Source organism: Bradyrhizobium sp. CCBAU 51745, from assembly GCF_028128715.1.
Taxonomy (GTDB): domain Bacteria; phylum Pseudomonadota; class Alphaproteobacteria; order Rhizobiales; family Xanthobacteraceae; genus Bradyrhizobium; species Bradyrhizobium manausense.
The window spans coordinates 21,484-43,202 of the sequence record NZ_LBJP01000064.1 but is presented as its reverse complement, the minus strand read 5'-3'; the positions used below and the strand labels follow the sequence as shown (position 1 = coordinate 43,202).

Genomic DNA, 21,719 nt, shown 5'->3' with positions numbered 1-21,719 from the left:
AGAGACAGGGTTAACGCGGGTCGGAGAAGACGCGCGCGAGGTGTTTCGCGGCCCAGAGACCTGCGTTCGCGATTGCGTCAGAGCAGGCGAGATGACGCGCGGAGGCGTGAGGCAACTGGTGAAGATAATGACGTCTTGGCGAAGATTTCTTCGTTAACGCACCCAGTTGGAGTGTGGGCAAATCCCGTCAAAAGCACGTGTTAGCGGATATCCACTCCTCCGAACCAGCTTCGGTATGATATTGAAAACTCTGTAGCTATCTGAGTTTGAGGAGCGATCACTTCCAGCAGCTACGGTGACAAGCCACGATTTTGCGCCGCCGAGTCCAGAGCATGACTGCGCGCCGGCGGCCGATGCGACCAATCAGTTCTCAGGATGATGACAGGCGACACCCGCATCACCATCAGTCCGCCATTCCGGATACACAGTGCGGCACAGGTCGGACGCGCGCGGACAACGGGGGTGGAAGTGACATCCTGCCGGCGGATTGGCGGCTGATGGAATTTCGCCAACGATGCGTGGCATTTTGCCTCTGATCCCCGGATCGGGGATCGGCGAAGCATCACGCAGCATGCGCGTATAGGGATGGCGTGGTGCGCCGAACACGCGGGCCACCGGGCCGCTCTCGACGATGCGTCCAAGATACATCACCGCGACGCGCGAGCAGAACCACCTGATAACACCGAGATCGTGGCTGACGAATACGAAGGTCAGCCCGCGCCGTGCCTGTAGGTCCTTCAGAAGCAGGAGCACCTGAGCCTGAACGGAGACATCGAGCGCGGAGACCGGCTCGTCGGCAACGATCAGTTCGGGTTCGACAGACAGGGCACGCGCAATCCCGATACGCTGACGCTGGCCACCGGAAAACTCGTGCGGATGGCGGTCGTAGGCGGATGACGGCAGGCCGACTTCCTCCAGCAATGCGATTGCGCGCTCACGCGCGGCACGACCATGGGCGAGGCCATGCACGCCAAGCGGCTCCGTCAGGGTCTGGCCGATCGTACGTCGCGGATTAAGTGACGAATACGGGTCCTGGAAGATGATCTGCATGCGGCGGCGCAGCCGCTGCAGCGTTGATCCATGGGCGCCGGTCACGTCGATATCGGCGAAGCGCACGTGGCCAGCATCCGGCGGAATCAGGCGCAGCACCGCGCGCGCCGCGGTCGACTTACCGCAGCCGGACTCGCCGACGACACCGAACGCCTCACCGCGTGTGACGGCGAAACTGACGCCGTCGACGGCACGGACGATGGTTGTGACCGGTCGGGGGAAACCCTTGGTGACGGTGAAATGCTTGGCGAGGTCGCGGACCTCGAGCAGGGCTTGGGACGCCGTCATTGCGCGTTCGCTTTCGGATCGGTCGCGTCGTAAAGCCCGTCACCGACGAGGTTCAGTCCCAAGACCAAGGCAAGAATGGCGAGGCCCGGCCATATGCACAGCCATGCCGAATCGAGAATATTCTCGAAACCGTCCCGCATCATGCCACCCCAGGTCGGCGTCGGCGGCTTGACACCGAGCCCGATGAAGGAGAGCGAGGCTTCCGTACGCACTGCCGTCGCCATCCAGAGTGTGCCCATGACCAGGAGATCGTTGACGATGCTGGGCAGCACATGCACGAACAGAATGCGCAAATGCGAGAAGCCGAGTGCGCGGCCGGCCTCGATGAAGGCGCGCTCCTTGAGTACCAGAACGGGAGCTCGCGCAATACGCGCGAAGGGGGCTATCGCGGTCAGCGCAATTGCAACGACGAGATTGGTGACGCTCGAGCCAAGCAGGGCCACCATGATCATGCCGAGGATGAGGCTCGGGAACGACAGGAGGACGTCCATCACCTGCATGGTGATGAGATCGAAACGGCCGCCGACATAACCGCTGACCATGCCGATCGCCCCGCCGATGATGACGGCACCGGCGATGGAAAGAAACGACACCAGCAGGGACACCCGCGCGCCCCACAACAGCCGTGATAGCACGTCGCGGCCGAATTGGTCGGTGCCGAGCAGATACTCCGAACCGGGTCCGGCCAGGCGATCGATGATGTTCTGTTCGAGGGGATCATGAGGGGCCAGCCACGGAGCCAGCAGTGCGCCGGCCACGATGATCGCGCAGACGATGACGCCGGCGAGTGTCGTGGGGTCGGTCAAGATCCGGCCGGCCATCGCGCGCCATGGCGAAGGCGGTGCAGAAACGGCCACATCGGTCATTGCTTAACCCTTGGATCGATGAGGCCATAGCTGAGGTCGGTGATCAGGTTCACGACGACGATCAGGAAACAATAGATCACCATCATGCCCTGCAACATGGTGTAGTCGCGCTGGGTCAGCGCGCTGACGATCACCTTGCCGAGGCCGGGCCGGTTGAAGACGATTTCGGTGAGCACCGAATTGCCGATGAGGATGCCGACATAGAGGCCGACCACGGTGACCACCGGAATCAAGGCATTGGAAAAGCCGTGGCGCCAGATGATGGAGCGGCGCGGCACGCCTTTGGCGCGCGCGGTGCGGATGTAGTCCTCTCCCAGAACCTGTAGCATCGAACTGCGAGTCACGCGCACCACATAGGCCGCCATCACGATGCCGAGTGTGATTGCGGGCAGGACGAGTTTGTGCAGGCCGTCGATCCAGTCGCCCGGGCGCGGATTGCCGATCACCGGAAAGAGGTGGAGCTGCAGCGCAAAGACGATCAGGAGAAAGATGCCCGAAACGAAGACGGGAAATGACAGCCCGAGCAACGAAAAGAGACGCGTCATCACGTCGATCGGGCCGTTGCGATGCAGTGCGGCCCAGACGCCGGCCGGGATGCCGATCAGGCAGCCGATCACCATGGCTGCCAACGTCAACACGATCGTGTGCGGCAAGGCTTCGGCAATCTCGGTCCAGACCGGACGGTGCGTGACCATGCTGGTGCCGAGATCGCCGCGCAAGGCGTGGCCCAGGAAGTCGACATATTGTGCGGCGATCCAGCGATCGAGGCCAAGCTCGGCGCGCAGGGCTGCGAGGGCGTCCGGGGTTGCGCGATCGCCCAGGATTGCAATGGCGGGATCGCCCGGGACCACACGCACCAGCAGGAATACGAGCGTCAATACCGCGAGCAGCGTCGGTATCGAGGCAAGCAGCCTGCGGATGATGAAGTTGATCACCGGACGATCCTGTGGCTTTGTCTCGTTGACCTCACTTGAAGTGCGTGGCCTCGGTCAGGAGCGGACCAAGCGATAGCGACGCCTTCAAATCGTAGCCGTAGTCGAGGTCGGTGCGATGCGCCCAGATTTGCAGGGCTTCGGCGAGCGGAACGGCGCAGACGGCTGCGACGATCTTCTTCTGGGCCTCGACCCAAAGGGCTACCTGCTTCTCGGCGTCGACCTCGGTCTTGGCGGCGTCGATATCCTTGTCCGCCACGTCACAGTGACTGAAATTGGTGACCGCCGTTGGTTTTCCGACGATGCTCGCCGAGTGGAAGAACTGGGTCAGGTAGATGTCCGCAACCGGGAAACGCGCCGCCGCGTAATAGACGATCGGGCTCAGATCCTTGCGGATCTGCTGGTGGAACGTGGCATGATCGACCACCTCAATGTCGAGATTGATGCCCGCCTTCTTCAGCTGGGCCTGTACGACCTGCATGCTACCCAGCATCTGCGGCAACTGCGTGTGGATCACCTTGATGGTCACGCCGTCCGGATAGCCAGCGTCCTTGAGCAGCGCCTTGGCTTTGGCGACGTCGGTGCTGACGAGGCCGACATCCTTCGAGGATCCGAGATAGCCCGCCGGAATCACGCTCTGGCCCGGCCGCGCGGTGTCGGCGCCTTGCCATTTGACGAGCTCCGTCCGGTTGACGGCGTAGGCGATCGCCTGCCGCACGCGGATGTCGTCGAGCGGTTTTGCCGTGATGTTGAGATTGAGATTGGCGAGCTCGCCGGGCTCGAAGATGTCGACGACCGAGTTCGGCAGGGCGCGGATGCGGTTGATCCAGGCCTGATCCTGCTTGCCGTAGACGAGGTCGATTTCGCCGTTCTGGAAGGCGAGGTCACGCGAGGAGTCCGAGGGAATGTAGCGATAGCTCACGTGCGCCAGCTTCGGCTTGCCGCGGAAATAGCCGTCGAAGGCTGCGAGCTCGAGCGACTGGTTGGGCGTGTCGGACACGAAGGCGAAGGGGCCGGTACCGACCGGATTGCGCGTGAAGTCCGCGCCATATTTCTCGACCGCCTTGCGGCTGACGATGTAGCCGCCGGAATAGTTCGTGAGCAACCCGAGCAGACTCGGCACCTGCCGCGCCAGCGCGATGTGGACCGTATCAGGGTCCGTTGCCTCAATGGTCTTGAAAGCGGCGAAATCGGCCGAGAAGGCCGATGTCTTGGCTTCGCTGGCTCTTTTGAGACTGAAGACGACGTCATCGGCGGTCAGTTCGCCGAAGTCACCATGAAACTTGACGCCATGACGCAGATGGAACGTCCAGTCGAGCTTGTCGGCGCTCGATTCCCATTTCTCGGCGAGATCCGGCTCGATCTGCGTGGGGTCCATCGTCCCCGGCTTGAAGCGGACAAGACCGTTGTACATCCACGCAACCACCGTGCGGTCGATCGTGCTGACTGCGCGATGGGGATCAAGCTGGCCTACATCCTGGGCGGCCATGCCGACTCTCAGATCGGTCTTGGGTGCGGCCGAAGCGGGTACCGCAATGAGCGTGGCGGCGGCGAGTGCCGCGCTAAGCGTGACGCGAAGCTTCATGTCTCTGTCCCTGCTGGTTGAATGATCCGTCCTGCGCGAAACGATCGATACGAAACGGCTCGAGCGGGACATCCGTGCGGCCGTCGAGGATTAGCTCGCTCATGATGGCCCCGATGACGGGGCCGAGCTGGAAGCCGTGCCCTGAAAACCCGAATGCATGAAACAGGCCGCGCGTCGTGCGGCTGGGGCCGATGACCGGAATGTCGTCCGGCATTTCGCCGTCGATGCCGGTCCAGCTGCGGATCACCTGTACACCCGCGAGCTGCGGCACGAGCTGGAGCGCCTTCGCCATGACCGCATAGCCTGGCTCGGGCAAGGGCCGCGAACGCGGAACATCCGGATCGGATTCCCCGCGGCCGCCGCCGAAGATGACGTTGCCGCGTCGGATTTGACGCAGGTAGACGTCGCCGCCGACAACGCCCAGATTGGGCCTAATGAAGTAGGGTATGGGCTCGGTCACGAGCATGTTCGGGCTGAGCGCCGAAACGGGAACCGGTTCGCCGAATGCCTTGGCGATCGCGCCGCCCCAATAACCGGCTGTGTTGACGAGATGCCGGGCTCGAAATTCGTGCTCGCCCGACTGCACGATGAACTCTGTGCCGTCATGGGTAAGATGGCTGACCGGCATGAATTCACGGATGTCAGCGCCTTTATCGCGCGCGGCTCGCGCAAGCGCTGGGCTTAGCAGACGCGGGTTGGCGGCGCCGTCATCGGGTGCGAGCGAGCCGGCCACGACATCGGAACCCAGCCATGGATATTGCTGATGGACGGCGTTGCCCCCGATCATGATCAGCGGAAGTCCGTTGTCCCGGGCAACGTCGAGATAGGCGACGAGGTTGGCTTCCTCGGCTTCGTTGCGTGCGAGCTTCAGGTGACCGGTCACCTCGAATTCGCAGTCGGTGCCGATGAGCTCCGGCAGCCTTGCCCAGATTTCGCGGGAGCGGCGGGCGAGCGGCAATTCGGCCGGATGCCGTCCCTGCTGGCGTACGCCGCCGTAATTGACGCCGCTGGCTTGTCCGCCGATCTGGCCGCGCTCGAGCAGGATGCACCGCACGCCGCGGCTTGCGAGATGCAAGGCCGTGGAGCAGCCTGCGCCACCGCCACCGACGATCAGCACATCGGTCAGCGTCGCGCTCATGCTGCCTCCGCCGGAAGGATGGGTATCGGCTTGACGGGCGGCTGACCGCGCAGCCGTCCAACCTGCTCTACCGGGCAGGAGAGTGTGGACGCCAGCACTTCGGCCGCCGCTGCGCCGCAGACGCGCCCCTGGCAACGTCCCATGCCGACACGGGTCAGGGCTTTCGCCCGGTTGACCTCCGGCGGCGGAAGCGTGGCCAACGCCTCGTTGGCAGCGGCGCGCAGTTCACCCGCCGTAATCAACTCGCACCGGCACAGGATGGTATCGTCGGCGATATCAGCCGCGAGCTTTGCCGGAAACGGAAATGCCCGTTCCAGCGCTGCGCGGAAGGTGGCGCCGGCCGCCAGAATCGCATCGAGGCGCGCGACTGCGCGCGCATCGACCCCGAGGCCGCGCGCCGCCAGCACAGCCCAGGCGGCGCGAGCGCCGGCCGCCTCGGCGAGATCAGCGCCGCGAATGCCGCTGCCGTCGCCGGCCAGGAATACGCCGTCTACGGAAGTTCGGCCTGAGGGGTCTCGGTGCGGCACCCAATTGTGCTGCACAGGATCGAAGTCGAACGGCACGCCAGCGAGATCAGCGAGCTGCGCCTCGGGCTTCAGCCCCCAGCCGAGCGCAACGGCATCGACCGACGCTTCGTGCCTGGCGCCGCCCGCGTCGCGCCAGCTCAGCGATTCGACCCGGCCGTTGCCCTCGATGGCAAGCGGGGCCGCGCCCTCGACGATGGGAATGCCGTGCGCGCGCAGCCAGGCGATATAATAGAGTCCCTTGGCGAAGGTCGTCCCGCCGCGGATCAGCCCAAACGCTCGTTTCGCCTTGGTGGCGAACGGCGTCGTATCGAGCACGGCCACAACTTGCGCGCCGGCGCGCGCATATTGATAAGCGACGAGATAGAGCAGGGGGCCCGTTCCAACAAAGGCGACCTGCGCGCCGATGGCGCAGCCCTGGGTCTTCAGCGAAATCTGCGATCCGCCCAAGGTGAAGACACCCGGCAGCGTCCAGCCCGGGAGCGGGATCACGCGATCCATGGCACCGGTGCAGAGGATTGTTTGCGCGAACGGCACTGTGTGCGCCTTGCCCTCGCAGATCGTGTCGATGACGCCAGGCCGCAAATTCCAAGCCAGGGTTCGCGGTCGGAAATCGATCGAAGGACGAAGCCGGTCGAAGACGTCGTGGATGGCCCGGGCCTTTGCGGCCTCGAAGCCATAGAGAGTGTACGCGGCGCGGCGGAAGCCGGCGGGTTGGCGTTGATAGATTCGCCCGCCGTTCTCCAGCCCCTCGTCGATCACGACCGGGCGCAGGCCCGCGCCGACAAGAACTTCGGCCGCGCGCGTACCGGCTGGACCAGCGCCGACAATAACAGTGCTCATAGATGCACCATCCTGCGCGTCACGCACATGCCCTCGGTGATCTGCGTGGTGCAGGCGCGCACGCGGCCACCACCCTCGACGTTGACCCAGCAGTCCTGGCACGCCCCCATCAGGCAGAAGCCGGCACGGAGGCCATCGCCGAATTCGCTTGTGCGCAGGTGACCGTCCCGCACGAGGATGGCCGTGAGCAAAGTATCGCCCTCGAGTGCGTCCGCAGGAGTGCCGTCGAGCAGGAACGACACCGTGGGCCGGTCCGTCTCCGCCAGCCGCCGCAATCTCATAGCATGTCCTCCAGCCGGCAATTGATCAGCAGTTCGGCGATCGTCGCCGTGTTGGGCAGTCGCAGGACCGTCGCGATCAGCTCGGCGATGTCGCGCGGATCACTCATTTTTTCGCGCGGCCATTTGGTGACATGGGCGGTCATGTCCGTCGCAACAAAGCTTGGGCAGATCGCAGTCGCGCGAATGCCGTGTTCCCAGCCGTACTGTCGTACGGCATGGGTGAGGGCGAGCAGCGCAAACTTGCTCATCGCATAACCGGCATTGGGATTGCGGACGCGCTTGCCGGACATCGAGGCGACGTTGATCACGCGCCCTTCGCCGCTCTTTGCGAGATGCGGAAGCGCGAGGCGAATGAGCCGCATCGGCGCCTTGACGTTGATCAGCATCATGGCGTCGAGCGCCGTTTCGTCAGGATCGATGAGATTGGCTTCCGGATTGATTCCGGCAGCGTTGATGAGGCCGTCGACCCGGCCGAAGCGCTCGATTGTCGTTGCAACCCATGCTTCCGCCGAGGGCAGTGACTCGGCGTCGTAACGATGCAGCATCAGCCGATCGGACCCGACCAGCCCACGGGAATCGCGCACCCCGGCCGAGACGCGATAACCGCCATCGATCAGGCGCTCCACCACCGCGCGGCCGATCCCGCGCGAGGCACCGGAAACCATGACGACGCGACCATCCGCCTCAAGCACGGGCAAGCTCCTTGCCAAAAGCGTTGGTTGCGACGTGACACCGCGCGAGATGCCGTGGGGCAGCGGCCACCAGAATCTGCGGAACCTCACATCCTTCGCGGCGCAACGGGCAGCGCGGTGCGAAGCGACACCCTTTCGGCATGTCGTTCAAGGGTGGCACGCGTCCCGGAATGGCGGCGAGGGTCTGCTCGGCGCGATCCATCCGCGGGATGGCCGAGAACAGCGCGCGCGTATAGGGATGGGCAGGCGCTGCGAAAATCTCGTGCACAGGCGCTTCTTCGACAATCTGGCCCGCATACATGACCGCGACGCGATCGGCGATCTGGGCAACGACGCCGAGATTGTGCGTGATGAACAGCATCGCCATGCCATGCCGCGCCTTCAGGTCGGCAAGCAGCCCGAGCACCTGCGCCTGAATGGTGACGTCGAGGGCAGTCGTCGGTTCATCGGCGAGCAGCAGCATAGGCTCGCAAGCGAGCGCCATCGCGATCATGACGCGCTGGCGCATGCCGCCTGAGAATTGATGCGGATAATCGTGGAAGCGCTGCTTTGCGGACGGAATCTTCACTTCCTCCAGCACAGCGAGCGCCTTCGCCTGCGCGTCCTCCCGCGACAGGCTGCGATGGACGCGCAGCGCCTCGCCGACCTGCGCGCCGATGCTCATCACCGGATTGAGGCTCGTCATCGGTTCCTGGAAGATCATCGTCATGCGGTCGCCGCGCAGAGCTTCGAATCCGGTCTCATCGAGCGTTCGCAGGTCCGTTCCGTCGAGCAGGATGCGCCCCGCCGACACGCGACCCTGCGGCTGCGGCACGAGACCCATGATGGAGAGGGCGGTGACCGACTTTCCGCAGCCCGACTCGCCGACGAGGGCCAGCGTCTCATTGCGGTCGAGCGTGAAGGAGACGCCGTCGACGGCCGGATACCATTCCGCGCGAACGCGAAATTCGGCTCGAAGATCTTCGACACGCAAGACCGGTTCGCGCATGGGGCGGGACTGCCAAAGCGAGGACGTCACCCGCTATTCAGGTCTTTGATGTCTGTCGTGTCAATGCCATATTCCGATATGTGCAAAGAGGTGGCCCTACTTTTCCAATATATGTAACGCCGGGGGCCCCTAGGCACAGAATGTTTTCATATGATGGATGATGCCTTAGGAAACGGACCTTCCGGAAGTCTGCCGCGCGCGGTTGCACTGCTGCGTGCACTGGCCGCGAGTGGCGGCGAGGGGGCGAGGCTGACGCATGCCGCCCAAACGGCTGGATTGACCCCTGCCTCAGCGCATCGGCTGCTACGCATGCTGATCGATGAAGGCATGGTGGAGCAGGATGTGCGCAGCAAGTACTACCGGCTGAGTGTTGAGTTCTTTTCGCTTGCGGCCCGAGCGGGGAATCCGAGCAATCTGCGCGACATTTGTCGACCTGTGCTGTTGCGGTTGTCCGCGGCGTTGGGCGACACTGTGTTCCTGCTGGTGCGCAGTGGGTATGATGCGGTCTGTCTCGACCGCTGCGAGGGGCCGGTGCCGATACGCTCCTTTACCAACGACGTCGGCGGCAAGGTGATACTTGGCGTTGGCCAAGGCAGCATGGCAATCCTCGCTCACTTGCCGGAAGCGGAGCGCGAGGAGGTGATCCGCTTCAACCTGCCGCGGCTCCTCCATTTCGGCCTGTTCGACGAAGTGTTCTTCCGCAATGAGATCGAGCAGGTTCGGGAAAGCGGCTTTGCCGCGCGCGGGTCGGGGCTTCTGCCGGATATGGCTGGGGTTGCGGTGCCGATTCTCGATCGCGAGCGCCGACCGCTCGCCGCAATCAGCATCGGCACCACAGTCGCGCGGCTCAATGCTGAGCGTTTGCCGACTGTGGTCCAGGTGCTCCGGCGCGAGGCGGAGGCGCTTGCGCCGAAGATTAACCCGTTTGATGCAGCCTTGCGCAGGCCGGGGCAACAGGCCGGCTCGTATTGATATCTCCCATGCGCGGTAAGATGCGTGAGTTCGTGCGGACCATCGCAACGAAGCCGCCAACACACCGTAGCTAGGGCCGTAGAGCGTGCGGGGCGAGGACGGAAAACTCCAGCAATTTCAAAAAGGGTTGACAGACACCCCTACCTCCGAGCGTATCGATGCTTCCAACGCTTCGCCAAGAGCCTGGAGCCTGCTGAGAGGTCGTATTGCCCGGACTGATAATGTTTGATCGCAAACGGAGTCAGTCTGCGGACCGATAATGCGAATGCTATCATTGGGGCCGGGTAGCTCGCGACCGGGTCACTTCTCAACTCACTGTTAGGGAAAGCTCTTGGGATTTCGTCGTGTACCGGAGGAAAACGGGCCGAGAGTTCAGTTCGGCCGACGACGACATCATCACGCCTTTACCTCTTTACCTGGCGAGTGCGTAACTTTTGCTGAGGTGTTGGTGCAGCACCCTTCAATAGAGGATTTGGCCTTCACGAGCCATAGAGCATTTGAATGGTCGCTTATGGCAATAGGGCAGCCAGCTTGCCTTCGGGCTTATCGCGATATCGACGCAATGATCGTACTATCGATCGCATCCAGCCGGTTGACTGGATCGAGATTGGTGAGCGAGAGACCAAGTTCTTCTTGCTGCCGTCAAGCTGCGACCAGCTCTCTCTAAGCCGATCGGCTTGGCACTGCTGGCGTAGGGCGGCTAGACCCAAGTGATCTTTCCATCGCCGATCCAGAAGTGGGCACCGCATTTTTCAGCGGGTACCCACAGGGACGGATGGAAGGTCGGCTTTCCGTTCACCACCGCTAACTGCCATTGCGTGATCGCATCAAATTCACGTCAATCGTGTCACCACATCCGCACGGTTACAAACCGACCGGGTCAACGCTCTGGGCAAGATACTGCCTAGAAATTTAGGCGTTCCAAGTACAGATTCTTCATCTTGACCATGCAGCTTTCCTCCATGCGAGAGCGGGCTTCGATACGAACCGAAGTGCTATTGCCAGGCACCATCGAGTTTGGTCTAAACTCAGTGGCGTGCATGATCCGCAATTTTTCCGAGCAGGGTGCCGCGCTCGACGTAAGCAGCTCGTTCGGCCTGCCCGATTACTTCACGCTCGTTCTAACCCTAGAAGGCCGGCGCTTTTCAGCCCGTGTTATCTGGCGGCAAGACATGCGTATCGGCGTTGCGTTTGAATCAAGCATCTAGCTCACGCGCCTTGTAGCCTTCAGCCCGATCTCGACCAAGCGCCGTCCAGATTGCGGGCGCGCTGCGAAGGTATATCGCTTCGGTCAAGCGGGTTGCGGAAACCTGGGGCATCCAGCTCCGGTGACGAAGCTGGATGCCGTTCACGTGGACGGCTTTTTCCTTTGGGGCAGCCCTTGAAGACTGAATTGAAAACGTGCAGTGCCAATCGTCCGACAACGGATGCCGAAATTGTCGCAGGTGAGCGCGAGCGTCTCCGGCCAGGTTGGCCTACGATGTGCTTAGGACTCGTGCGCCGCGCCGATCGTGCGGAACGTCGCGCCTGCGGCTTTCGTTCGCCGGCGGGGCGACGGCGGTTTTTAGCTAATTTACAAGGAGCGCCGCTCTCGATAGCATCTCCCGATTGCAAATCCGAAATTTTGTTGTGGAGTAGCGTTATGTCGAGTGCGATCGAGATGATTGTGAGCGGGTACGCCAAGCTCGGGGATCGTCAGTCCCTGGAAAATCTGAGGACCCATCGTCGACACTTGGCAATCGACCTGAAAGCCAGAACCGGCTTCGACTGTCGAGCTTCCATTGCTGAGGTCGAGCAGGACATTGCCGCCATAGAAGTGGGCCTCCAGACGCTGTCCGGCCCGATTGGCGGTTGATCACCGCTGGTCATCCAAGGCATTTGAATATCTTGGTGCCCTGCCGTCGCGCTGGCAGGCTCACTCTGCGCACGTGTTCTATGCGGCACTGAGCACTTGCACTACCATTCGAATGACGACTTCGCCGGCCCCCAGCTCCATTTGCCCGGCAAGTAATGGCTACCGTCTTCCGCACACGTTTCCGTTTCGGCGAAATTGACATTGGACGGTTGAGTATGGACGGCGCGGGCAGCATCTGCGGCGACCTTGGTGCGGTCTTCGTCCGGTTTAAGGCTCTGAGCGTGATCGATTGCCATGCGGGGCCTCCGATGTGTTGCGAACACTCTAGCAACACAGTCGGAAGATGCTGTCACCGAACCGCTACATCGGTCGGCCATTCGCTCGGCAGATGGAACACCAATTGTTTCAACGAGTAATAGTTGATCATGCCCCGCGCGGGTTCACGCTGGCGGCGCGTCAGTAACAAGCCCCTGCCGGTGCACGCGACAGGGGCCGTGCAGGTGGATGGCGCAAGGCTCACGCGGATGAGGTGTCGCACCAAGGACCCGCACAACTAGTGAACGCCATCGGCGCGCGATGGATGGGCGCAAATGTTGTGCAATGGGCGCAAATAAGAGGCCAGATGATTTCGCGGTTAGCGCCGTGCCCTTCACTACTCCATAACCTCATATTGGAGTGCCACGCCCTCTGACGTTCTCCAGGCTCTATCGGGGTCGCCTACATCATTCGCCGGCTTGCGGGGTAAGCGGATACTCCTGGCTGAGCCGGCGGGCCGCGAAGGTCCCGAAGCCAAACCAGCCAAGCCGCCATCACAATTCGCTGTTCATTGCCGGATGACTCCGGTTCTTGACCTTGATCCACTCCTTTGAGCGGCCGGCCTGGTAGGGTCGATCCCGACGCTTCGAGACGATACCCTCGAGGCCCATTCCGACGGCTGCTCGGAACAGATCCGGTCCGATCTCGCCCAGCTCGAACGGGGCGATGAAGATTCCGTCCCGGCCGCTCGACACTATCCGTCAAGGCCATTGCCCCAAACTTCAGACTCAGGCTTCTTCATCGAGCCGGACTTACCTCGATGGGGGACCAACGTGCATGGCGAAGCCGGATGCATCCTTTGCTGTCAAGCCAGAGTGCTGATAGCTCTTTTTCCGGTGCCTGACGGCTGCGAGCTGAAGCTCTATGAATGTGCTAGCTGCGCTAGCCGTATGTGGCTGATCACTAGAGCATCGACGCCAAAGCGGGGCAAAGACGAAAGGCAGTTTACGACAATCGACGCTGCGCTAAATGTCGCTGCCCTCGGAGTACGATTGCCCAGTAAACCTATCAGGCGGTGATAGGGATCGAATCGACCCTCCGACACGGCAAGCATCTGTAGGCGTATACGGCGGGCAAATTTGCAACCCGTGGCAGCACCGCAAGGTAATCCATGGGCCGTCTGCACTCCTTGCAGATAAGGATCGGTGGATTCTCCCGCGTCATCGCGGCAGGTTAGGTTCTCCATCTGTGGAGTGCACGACCGGCGAAATACTGGGGGACTATCGAAATTCGGCGGGCGTCAAATCAAAAGCAAAAAGGCCGCCTGCTTGAAAACAAGCGCAGGCGGCGACTATCCAGCCCCGAGGGGGATGATTGCAAAACCCCGGTAATTGTTAGTCTGCACGCGCCATGCCAAGGTTCAACGCGTCAACTTAGGACGTTGGAAAATTTACGGGTGGTCATCGCGACATCTGATTGTCGCCTGGCGACAAAAGCCGGACGTAGGTCCCGCTCTCGTGCAGTTCCATCCAGCCGTTTTTGATCGCGTATTTGATGCCGGCGCCGAACTCGGCGCCCGTCGCGTTGCATCCGGACTTCGACAGGAAAGGGCTGTTGATCCTCTCGATGTGGATGCGGCCGGCTTGGACCGCCTCGACACCCTTGGCGAGCTCGACCAGCTTCCGTGCTGCGACCTCTGGATCAGAATACGGACGCTCATTCATCAGCTTCATTGATCAGCCCCTTGCGGTGCGTCCTATAGGCGATTCTCAATCCATCGGGGCACTCCGAATCTTGCTCGGCAAAATGGCCTGCTCGGTGCCGTTGCTGCCGGCGACAATACAGGACCCGCGCATGCCGCAGGCTGTGCAGACGAACCGCGGCTCGAGCTGCGAAATCCTGAGTTCGTTCGGCCATCGGTCGACGTACACGGCTGCAAGCTTGACGTTGTGGCTGCAGCGATAGTCCAAGCAGAACACGATCAGATCTCGCACGCCCGTCGACCTTAGGTCGCCCAGCGTGATCTTGAGCGGCCGGCCGTCGGCGTGCGTGGGCGTGTGGCGTCGAGAACAGGGCATGGCGCTATCGAAGCGCGGTGCTGGTGGGCTTCTTCCGTGGTTAGCGTTCCGGTGTTGAGCGAGTGAGAACTTCGTAGGCTCGCTCTGCCTGCTCCCTCGTCAAATTGGCTGCCATGTCCGTACCGAGCAGCGCCGGGCCCCGGCGCTCTCGATCGTAAACCATCCAACCTTTGCCCCCCATTCGAATGAAAAATCTGCTTGTGGTTCGCCCACCTTCACCCACCACGGCCTCTTGGTCTCTTTTGCAATCTGTTGAGTAGGCCTCGCTCATTCCGCGGCTGCAAGACACATGTGAATCTAGCCGGGAAAAATATGCAGCTGGAACTGTGCGAAAGCGAACAGAGCCACCCTGCGATCTGTGAGCAGGCTTTTCATTGCTTGGTGCCTTCGAACCAAGCACCTCCAGCGGCCCCGACCCGTCCTCCGCCCAAAGTTGGTCGGGGCCGTGCGAGCTACTGCGCGCCTGGGTGTGGAAAGCGTTCTCTTGTTGCTCGAAATGCGGGCCATCACCCGTCTGCTGATCGCGTTCTGAGGCTTGCACAAACAAGTATAAGCTGTCCCGAGAATCGTTTTATCTTCACCTTAGCCAAACCTCACGGGGGAAGCGGGGAATGGTTAGGCCCGGCGCGCGATCACCGGACAAGAACCGCGCCGGGCCACGAGCGTTTGATTGTCAGAAATACCGTCGGTTCATGCTGGCGGGCCCTCCACCCCGTGAAATTTGGCGCTCGATAGGCTCCTTTCCGGTCACCTTGCACCGGGGAACAGGCCTTTGGCGGCTCGATCTTGAAGCCAAATCGGACGGCTCTCATTTCAACCGCCTGGCGCGTCCCGAAGCATTCCTTGCAGCTTTCATCGGTCTTCATCATGTGACTCCTGAGGCCAGAATGGCCGCACGAGAAATCGGCACGCTGGCAGACGGCCAGCAACGCACCAGGGTTAGGCGCCCCAACCCTCGATCAAGCCACGCGTAATTCGAACGAACATTCTCGCCAATCGATCGCTTGCTCGCGCGGGACTTGTCCTGGACGGAGCCGCCGCGATGGCAGGTCGTCGAAGTAGAAATAGACGCTCCGGCGACCATCAGCGAAGCGTACCTCGAAGCTTCCTGTGCCGGGCACGGCTTCGTGTTTGAGAAGGCGGACACTCGTCGGTACTGCCAAGAGTCAAATAGTTGATTCCCTGTGGCACTGAACGAGCGCGAGCCACTGGGAGTCGTGGTGTGGAAAAGCGGGATCAACTTTAAGGACCCTGTCGAAGTTAAGAGCGCTTCATGAAGAAGGGACGTCCTCGTGCCTCTGCTGATTGCGCGGCCCCGGGCGCTCGTCCCAGGTCACATACCCGCACCATCGACACCGATACATCGTCACCGTCCCATCGATGCGAGCGTTGACCAGTTCGCTCACGATTACGTCGCTGCTGCCGCGGCATCGTCCGCAGGTCGGCAGGGATGCAGGCGTCATGTTGAAATCCGCCGCCTTTCCCACGAGGATAGCTCCAGAGCATGCCTTCACCGCAGACTTCTCTGTGAACGGCCCGGCGCTATCAAAGTTCATACCCGGCGGGGAGAATAGAAACAGGCCGTCAACTCAGGCGGCCTCACTCTTTACTGAGCAGTTCAACCTCCAGAGCCAGTATCTGAAATTAGAACTTGCGTTGTGGCTTCGCGATCATCCATGCCATCGGCGACTTGCCTCAATCGTGCGATCGTGGCTTCCAGTTCTTTCCGTGCGGTGAGGGCGTCCTAAGCTTCCACCTCCTATTCCACCCCCTTCCACCGGCTTCCACCTCATGTGCTACCAACCCCTTATACCCCCAGGGCGGTGGAAGCACCGCCGCTGTGTTCGGTCAGGGACGCTGTCTAGTCGCTCCAGCCGGCCCGCCTACGGTCGGTAGCGGCTCACCGGGAGCCCGATCAAGTGGTTGATGTGGTCTCGCGAGGCCCGTCGTATACGGCGGCGCGTCGTTGCTCGCTGTCCGGAGGTTGACCTTTTCCACGGTGACTGCAGACGCGATCACGACAACGGCGACCACGGCAAGTGCAAACAAGACCAATGCTGTCCGGTGCTGATCCATCAAAAACCCTCCGCGAAGGGCGAAACGCCAAGGCTTGAAATAAATGTCGCTAACCGAGCCCTAACGCGCCAGCGAGGGCTGGGTTTCAAAATTGCAACCACGAAATGTTATAATGCCAACACGAGCAAAGCAATTCCGGCCGCTTCAGTGGCGACCCTACGTTAGACCCGTCTTCAAGTCAGACGCGTTCTACAAATCTGCAGGGTGGCGAGCGCTACGAGCCGCGTGCCTGCAGCGTGACGGTAACCGGTGCACCGAGGCTTTTTGCAGCACCCCGAACGACAGGCTAACGGCGCATCACATTATTGAACGCGGCACGCCCGGTTCGACCGACACGCTGGATAACTTCCGCGATGGAGATGAGCTCATCCTCGATGAGGAAGGGATCGACTTGCGCGACATAGTCGCAGTGCAAAGAGAGGCGGCTCGCGCTCTGACAGGGCTTGCATCGGATAGCGCGATAAGCTTCAGGGGTTCCCAAATCCATCAAATGGCGATCGCGGTGCGCGATGAAACCGGCCCTGTGATGGAAGTCGAGTTCTCGTTCAAGATCATCCGCAGGCTCAAGCGGCCTAAGTCGGCTGGGTCTTCGCCTGCACGCAACGCAAAGGCAGCCGGAGGGGAATCGCAGTGGCGATAGCAATCCTTTGCCGCGACGTCGTAGCGTGTTCGGGGTTGGTTCGACTCGGAAAAGTCTTTCCAGAAATGGGCAAGACTTTTCCGCGTCAAGAGAACGAACTGAGACGAGTCAACGCTGGTGACCGAGTCCGATTCCGAGCTTGATTGCCTTCTGGCGAAGCGAACCTTCAGTGCGCTTCATTTGTTTGGCGATCTTCGCAATCGGTGTGCGTGCCTTTGAGTGCGCACGCAGTTGCTTGACGTCATCTGCGCTGTAAGGGCGGCGTGTTCTTTTCTTGGCTTTTTTTGCCATTTTGAATTCCCGAGTCGCTATTGACCGGGGCCTTCTAAGTAAGATCGTCGCGAATATCAACACCGCACCAGTTGCAACATCTTCTGTCAGTAATTTTGTCGACGATCGCCAAAGCCATACTCATCGAGCGGCCCGCGATTGATGTCCGGTCCGCTACCATTTGCCGACCAATTGCGGACGTTGTCCGGATTCGCAGACGGGCCATAAACTGACATCTCCCAAAGCTGATAAAGAGGCGCGAGAAGGCTGAGATGTTAACTCTCCAATTCGGCTCTTCAGGTGCGGGTCTAACTAGCTAATGTGTTCTCGACGCATGCGATGATCGTGAGTAGTCTCTGTGCCAGGAAAGCACCTAGTGTCGTCGCGATCTTGACTAAGCTCACCAGAACTTGCGGAAGCTGCACTGCCTGCTGCGATGGCTGGCTGCAAATCGAGGTGCGCGGCCACAAGGTGGCCAAAGGGCACCCTTGCCCGTTCAGCGTTGCCCACCAATGTTCGATCTATCCCGAGCGTCCCCAGCATCCCTGCCGCGAATTCGTCTGCGGCTGGCTGGTCGCGTCGAGCCCGCTGCCCGATTGGATGCGGCCGGACCAATCCGGCATGATCATGCTGGCCGCCAACTTTGCCTGGCGCGGCCTGCCCGTCGACGTCGCGGTGCCGGTCGGCGAGCGGCCAAAGAAGAAGGCGCTGGACTGGCTGACGCGGTTCTGCGCCGAGAACAGGCGACTGCTGGTCTACCAGATCGGCGACGAGTGGTTCGCATTCGGGCCGCCCGTGTTCCAGACCGACATTGCCAACCGTCTCGCCCGCGGCGAAACGCCGTGGGGTGACTGAATTAAGCTCGGGGCAAACCCGGAATTCATTGGCCTTTTAGCGCGAAACCGGCGGCAAACACCGCAATGCGGCAGATCGCCGCGCGACACGCTTTATCGGGGATAGTTGCCTGCGAGACACACTCGGTTGCGAAAGCGAGTACCATCACACCAATCACATTGTATATGGTATCTGGCATACATTACGCTCCACTTTATCCCGGGCCCACTGAGAGTCCGCGGCGATAAAGGGGAAACCAATGAGGAAAGCCTTTCTGCTCGGCACAGGCTTCGCGGCCCTTTGTGCAACCAATATTAGCTATCCGTTAAGAGCTGCAACCATAGATGACGTCGTTGCCCGCCTCGATGCGCTCGAGCGCAGCAATGCCAAGCTTGCCAAGGAAAACGCGCAGCTGCGCGATCGCGTCAATCACATGAGCGAGCCGAAGGCCGCGGCGACAGCCGTCGCCCCGGCTTCGCCCAAGGGCAACCCGGTTCTTCACGCGGCGGTCGCGCCGTCCCCAGCGCCGGCACCTGCGGCGCCCGAGCACACCGTCGTCAGCATCGGCGGCGCCCCGCTCTACAGCAAGGCGCCCGGAAGCAATCCGTTCATCGACAACACCACGGTGACACTCTACGGCCACGTCGACCTCTCCGGCGACATCTTCAATGCCGGCGTTTACGATCAGGGCACGAAGTTCGGTGTCTCCAGCAACCTCACCTATTTCGGCGTTCGCGCGCGGCACAACCTCGATCCCTATGGCTATCCCGGATGGGCGGCCATCGCTCAGTTCGAGTCGCTCGTCGAGGTCGCAGCCGTTCCGACCGAGCGCGCAGCGTTCGGCACGCGCGACAGCTTCCTCGGCATGGAGAGCCCGTGGGGTACGATCAAGGCCGGCAAAGCCGACACGCCCTACAAGAAAGCAACGGCGAAGTTCGATCCGTTCTCGGCCACGCTCGGCGACTACAACTCGATCATGGGCAACACCGGCGGCGATCTCCGCGCCGAGTTCGATTGGCGCGCCGCGCATGCGATCTGGTATGAATCGCCGGTGTGGAACGGCTTCCAGGCCACCTTCATGATCTCGCCGGGCCAGAACACGGCGAAGGACAACAGCGACTTCGCCCTCGGCGATTTCAACTGCCCCGCCACCTCGGCGCGCGGCAGCGGCTCGGGTTTCCCGCTCACATCGGCACCGGAAGGCTGCAACGACGGCTCATACGGCAACCTCTACAGCGCATCGCTGACCTACAATCAGGGCGGCTTCACCGGCATCGCCGCTTACGAGCTGCATGAAGGCACAAACCGAACCGGCGACGAGGCGGTGACACCGCTCAGCAACGGCGGTGTGCTGGTCGTGCCACCTGGCGCAGTCGGCATCGCCAACGAATGGGCCGCGAAGGTCGGCGCCGGCTACAAGTTCAACGACGTGATCGGCAGCCTTCAGCTCTACGGCATCTACGAGGTCATGCGCCGTCAGAACACGGTCGCCGCTTTCAACGAGCGATCGCGCGACGGCTACTTTCTGAGCGCGACGCAGACCGTGGACAAGTGGGACCTCAGTGCCTCCTGGGCGCACGCCAATGCCTCGCCGGGCTCGCCGGGCACGGGCGTCATCAACGCCTATCCCACCCCCGGGGTCGCGGTCTCCGCTCCGGCCGGAGCCGCCGACTTCGCGCTTAACACGGTGGACTCCAGCGCCGACCAATACGCCATCGGCGTGAAGTATCACTTCAGCCCATTCGTGAGCTGGTACATGGTCGGCAGTTATCTGCGCAACGGCCCCGGCGCGCATTACTGCCTGGGTGTCAGCGGACACGGCTACGGCGTCTGCGGCCGCGATGCAAACAACAACGTTGTTGCCGGCAACAAGGCCGAAGCCGTCACGACCGGTATGACGTTTGATTTCTGAGGTCATCAGTACCACCGTTAGCGACGAAGGGGAGCCTCTTGGCTCCTCTTCATCGCGATAAATACGTTGCCGGCGCTGACAACGGCTGAGACGCCTCGTCTCGGCGAAGGTGGGTACGCGATGCTTGGCCGAGGTCGGCTAAGGGTCGATTCTGTTGAAAAAGGCCGGCAGTATTCCGTTGTAATGGTTGGGCCGGGGATGAGATCGAAGTGGTCCCTATGCGGGCCTTGCGATAGGTGTGGCGATCAGCTTGGCCATCTTCCGAAGGTTCTGGGCGGTGGCTGCGAGAGTGAACTCGTCGCGTGCGCCGTTTGGGCCTCGTAATCGCAAACGGTTGAGCTTGAGAATGCGCTTGAGGTGCGCAAACAGCATCTCGATCTTCTTCCGCAACCGGCGTGAAGTACGGCCCTCCCATGATCGTGCTATCTCGCGCGCCATGTCGCGAGCGCCCTCGTAGATCGAGCGAGACACTTTGCGGACCAAGTCCTTGGGGCAGCAGCGAGCCTTCAAGGCGCAGCCGGTGCAATCGCGCTTGCTCGCACGGTAGAGCATCGTTGCGCCATCGTTCACCAGTGTTCCGGTTGTGGTCAGCATCTTGCCGCCGGGGCAGGTATAGACGTCGCTGGTGTGGTCATAGGTGAAGTCCTCGCGCGAAAAGGTCCCGTCCGCGCGGACCGACTTGTCGAACACCGTCACGTGCGGCTCGATCCCGTGCTCGTAAACCAGCCAGCCGAGCTTCTCGGCCGAGCCGTAGCCGCTGTCGCCGAGGAGCCTGGTGGGGTAAAGGTCGAACCGTTTGAGCGAGCGCTCAATCATGCGCTTGGCAGCCAACACCTCCGCCCTGCCGGATTGCCGTGGTTGCCTCGACATCGACGATGATCGCGTTCTCGACGTCGACCAGATAGTTTGTCGAGTAGGCGAAGAAGGCTTGGCCGCCGTGCGCGCCGTCCAGCGTGCCGCCGGATCGGCGGGCGACACGAACTTCGGGATGACCTCGGTCGCTGCTGCGAAAGCGGCATCGTCGAGGACGGCGAGGTACTCGCCTATCGCCCGGCCTGCCGCCTCCGGTGGGAGGCCCTTGTCCCCTTCAATCCCCTTTTGCCGATTGGCGTCGGCCTTGATCAGGCTCGCATCGACGGCAAATCCTTCACCGCCGACCAGCCGCTCCTCGATACAACGGTGCAAGGCGTTCTCGAACACGCGACGGAAGAGATCGCCTTCTCGGAAGCGACCATGTCTGTTCTTGGAGAATGTCGAGTGATCCGGCACCGCACCGTCCAGGCCGAGCCGGCAGAACCACCGGTAGGCCAAATTGAGATGAACCTCATCGCACCGCCGCCGCTCCGATCGGATGCCGAAGCAATAGCCGATCAGGAGCATCCGTATCATCAGCTCGGGATCGATCGAAGGCCGGCCGATCTTACTGTAGAAGGACGCCAGGTCCTGCCTAATCTGTTCAAGATCGACAAATCTATCGATCGAGCGAAGCAAGTGGTCGGAAGGGACGTACCTCTCGAGCGAGAACTCATAGAACAAAGCAGCCTGTTCGACTTGCCGATGTCCCATCATGATCTTCGGCGGTGCCTCGCTCTGGGTGATGGGCGGCAAGTCGGTCCTGCCAATTAGACAGACTGAATCAC

At 61.6% G+C, this 21,719-nt stretch carries 21 protein-coding genes and 1 pseudogene; 6 read left to right on the top strand and 16 right to left on the bottom strand.

All coding sequences use genetic code 11. The features are described from left to right. Nucleotides 1–363: 363 nt before the first annotated feature. From XH98_RS15585 to XH98_RS15545, 9 genes are read right to left on the bottom strand one after another with little or no spacing between them, the layout of a single operon-like run. On the bottom strand, nucleotides 364–1,338 hold the full coding sequence (locus XH98_RS15585; protein ID WP_271619136.1) for an ABC transporter ATP-binding protein: 975 nt from the start codon (nucleotides 1,336–1,338) through the stop codon (nucleotides 364–366). Next, a complete protein-coding gene (locus XH98_RS15580) occupies nucleotides 1,335–2,204 on the bottom strand; it encodes an ABC transporter permease (RefSeq protein WP_271619135.1) in 870 nt (289 codons plus the stop codon). The genes XH98_RS15585 and XH98_RS15580 overlap by 4 nt, the downstream gene beginning before the upstream one ends. Continuing rightward, nucleotides 2,201–3,139 (bottom strand): ABC transporter permease, encoded by a 939-nt coding sequence (locus tag XH98_RS15575; protein WP_271597678.1) that lies wholly within the window; start codon nucleotides 3,137–3,139, stop codon nucleotides 2,201–2,203. The genes XH98_RS15580 and XH98_RS15575 overlap by 4 nt, the downstream gene beginning before the upstream one ends. Before the next feature lie 31 nt (nucleotides 3,140–3,170). Then, nucleotides 3,171–4,721, bottom strand: a complete 1,551-nt coding sequence (locus XH98_RS15570; protein ID WP_271619134.1) for an ABC transporter substrate-binding protein — start codon at nucleotides 4,719–4,721, stop codon at nucleotides 3,171–3,173. Further along, nucleotides 4,699–5,859, bottom strand: a complete 1,161-nt coding sequence (locus XH98_RS15565) for an NAD(P)/FAD-dependent oxidoreductase (protein ID WP_271619133.1) — start codon at nucleotides 5,857–5,859, stop codon at nucleotides 4,699–4,701. The genes XH98_RS15570 and XH98_RS15565 overlap by 23 nt, the downstream gene beginning before the upstream one ends. Next, nucleotides 5,856–7,226 (bottom strand): NAD(P)/FAD-dependent oxidoreductase, encoded by a 1,371-nt coding sequence (locus XH98_RS15560; RefSeq protein WP_271597675.1) that lies wholly within the window; start codon nucleotides 7,224–7,226, stop codon nucleotides 5,856–5,858. The genes XH98_RS15565 and XH98_RS15560 overlap by 4 nt, the downstream gene beginning before the upstream one ends. Beyond that, complete coding sequence (locus XH98_RS15555; protein WP_271619132.1) at nucleotides 7,223–7,507, bottom strand: (2Fe-2S)-binding protein; 285 nt, start codon at nucleotides 7,505–7,507, stop codon at nucleotides 7,223–7,225. Before XH98_RS15555 ends, XH98_RS15560 begins: the two co-directional genes overlap by 4 nt. Then, nucleotides 7,504–8,199 (bottom strand): SDR family NAD(P)-dependent oxidoreductase, encoded by a 696-nt coding sequence (locus tag XH98_RS15550; protein ID WP_271619131.1) that lies wholly within the window; start codon nucleotides 8,197–8,199, stop codon nucleotides 7,504–7,506. The genes XH98_RS15555 and XH98_RS15550 overlap by 4 nt, the downstream gene beginning before the upstream one ends. Beyond that, a complete protein-coding gene (locus XH98_RS15545; RefSeq protein ID WP_271597672.1) occupies nucleotides 8,192–9,187 on the bottom strand; it encodes an ABC transporter ATP-binding protein in 996 nt (331 codons plus the stop codon). Before XH98_RS15545 ends, XH98_RS15550 begins: the two co-directional genes overlap by 8 nt. Nucleotides 9,188–9,337: 150 nt before the next feature. Here XH98_RS15545 and XH98_RS15540 point away from each other — a divergent pair, with 150 nt between their 5' ends. After that, entirely contained in the window at nucleotides 9,338–10,159 is an 822-nt protein-coding gene (locus XH98_RS15540; protein WP_271597671.1) for an IclR family transcriptional regulator, read from the top strand. A 700-nt stretch (nucleotides 10,160–10,859) separates the two neighbouring features. Here the strand turns inward: XH98_RS15540 and XH98_RS41115 are convergent. After that, complete coding sequence (locus tag XH98_RS41115; protein WP_442868591.1) at nucleotides 10,860–10,982, bottom strand: DUF6527 family protein; 123 nt, start codon at nucleotides 10,980–10,982, stop codon at nucleotides 10,860–10,862. A 124-nt stretch (nucleotides 10,983–11,106) separates the two neighbouring features. Between XH98_RS41115 and XH98_RS15535 the strand changes: the two genes are divergently transcribed. After that, nucleotides 11,107–11,367 carry a PilZ domain-containing protein gene (locus XH98_RS15535; RefSeq protein WP_271597691.1) on the top strand — a complete coding sequence of 87 codons (261 nt, stop codon included), beginning with the start codon at nucleotides 11,107–11,109 and terminating at the stop codon, nucleotides 11,365–11,367. 434 nt (nucleotides 11,368–11,801) lie between these two features. After that, nucleotides 11,802–12,014: a hypothetical protein gene (locus tag XH98_RS15530; protein ID WP_271597670.1), complete on the top strand. Its 213-nt coding sequence runs from the start codon at nucleotides 11,802–11,804 to the stop codon at nucleotides 12,012–12,014. Nucleotides 12,015–12,115: 101 nt separating this feature from the next. On the opposite strand, the gene XH98_RS15525 is transcribed toward XH98_RS15530, so the two are convergent. The 4 genes from XH98_RS15525 to XH98_RS15515 all read right to left on the bottom strand — a co-directional run bounded on the left by XH98_RS15525 (nucleotide 12,116) and on the right by XH98_RS15515 (nucleotide 14,347). Beyond that, a complete protein-coding gene (locus tag XH98_RS15525) occupies nucleotides 12,116–12,310 on the bottom strand; it encodes a hypothetical protein (protein WP_271619130.1) in 195 nt (64 codons plus the stop codon). A gap of 513 nt (nucleotides 12,311–12,823) precedes the next feature. Continuing rightward, nucleotides 12,824–13,024: an ATP-dependent DNA ligase gene (locus XH98_RS40915; protein ID WP_333932041.1), complete on the bottom strand. Its 201-nt coding sequence runs from the start codon at nucleotides 13,022–13,024 to the stop codon at nucleotides 12,824–12,826. 705 nt (nucleotides 13,025–13,729) lie between these two features. Continuing rightward, nucleotides 13,730–14,002 (bottom strand): hypothetical protein, encoded by a 273-nt coding sequence (locus XH98_RS15520; protein WP_271619129.1) that lies wholly within the window; start codon nucleotides 14,000–14,002, stop codon nucleotides 13,730–13,732. A gap of 36 nt (nucleotides 14,003–14,038) precedes the next feature. Further along, a complete protein-coding gene (locus XH98_RS15515) occupies nucleotides 14,039–14,347 on the bottom strand; it encodes a hypothetical protein (protein ID WP_271619128.1) in 309 nt (102 codons plus the stop codon). Between the two features lie 2,188 nt (nucleotides 14,348–16,535). On the opposite strand from XH98_RS15515, the gene XH98_RS41110 reads away from it, so the two are divergent. Further along, a complete protein-coding gene (locus tag XH98_RS41110) occupies nucleotides 16,536–17,063 on the top strand; it encodes an HNH endonuclease (RefSeq protein ID WP_442868588.1) in 528 nt (175 codons plus the stop codon). A gap of 108 nt (nucleotides 17,064–17,171) precedes the next feature. Here the strand turns inward: XH98_RS41110 and XH98_RS15510 are convergent, their stop codons facing one another. Beyond that, entirely contained in the window at nucleotides 17,172–17,354 is a 183-nt protein-coding gene (locus tag XH98_RS15510) for a hypothetical protein (RefSeq protein WP_271619127.1), read from the bottom strand. Between the two features lie 318 nt (nucleotides 17,355–17,672). On the opposite strand from XH98_RS15510, the gene XH98_RS15505 reads away from it, so the two are divergent. Further along, the gene (locus tag XH98_RS15505; RefSeq protein WP_271597666.1) at nucleotides 17,673–18,188 is read left to right on the top strand and encodes a hypothetical protein; all 516 of its coding nucleotides are present in this window, start codon (nucleotides 17,673–17,675) and stop codon (nucleotides 18,186–18,188) included. Nucleotides 18,189–18,426: 238 nt separating this feature from the next. Beyond that, nucleotides 18,427–20,079, top strand: a complete 1,653-nt coding sequence (locus tag XH98_RS15500; RefSeq protein ID WP_271619126.1) for a porin — start codon at nucleotides 18,427–18,429, stop codon at nucleotides 20,077–20,079. Between the two features lie 216 nt (nucleotides 20,080–20,295). Here XH98_RS15500 and XH98_RS15495 read toward each other — a convergent pair. Next, a pseudogene (locus XH98_RS15495) lies at nucleotides 20,296–21,648 on the bottom strand (transposase). Nucleotides 21,649–21,719 lie beyond the last annotated feature (71 nt).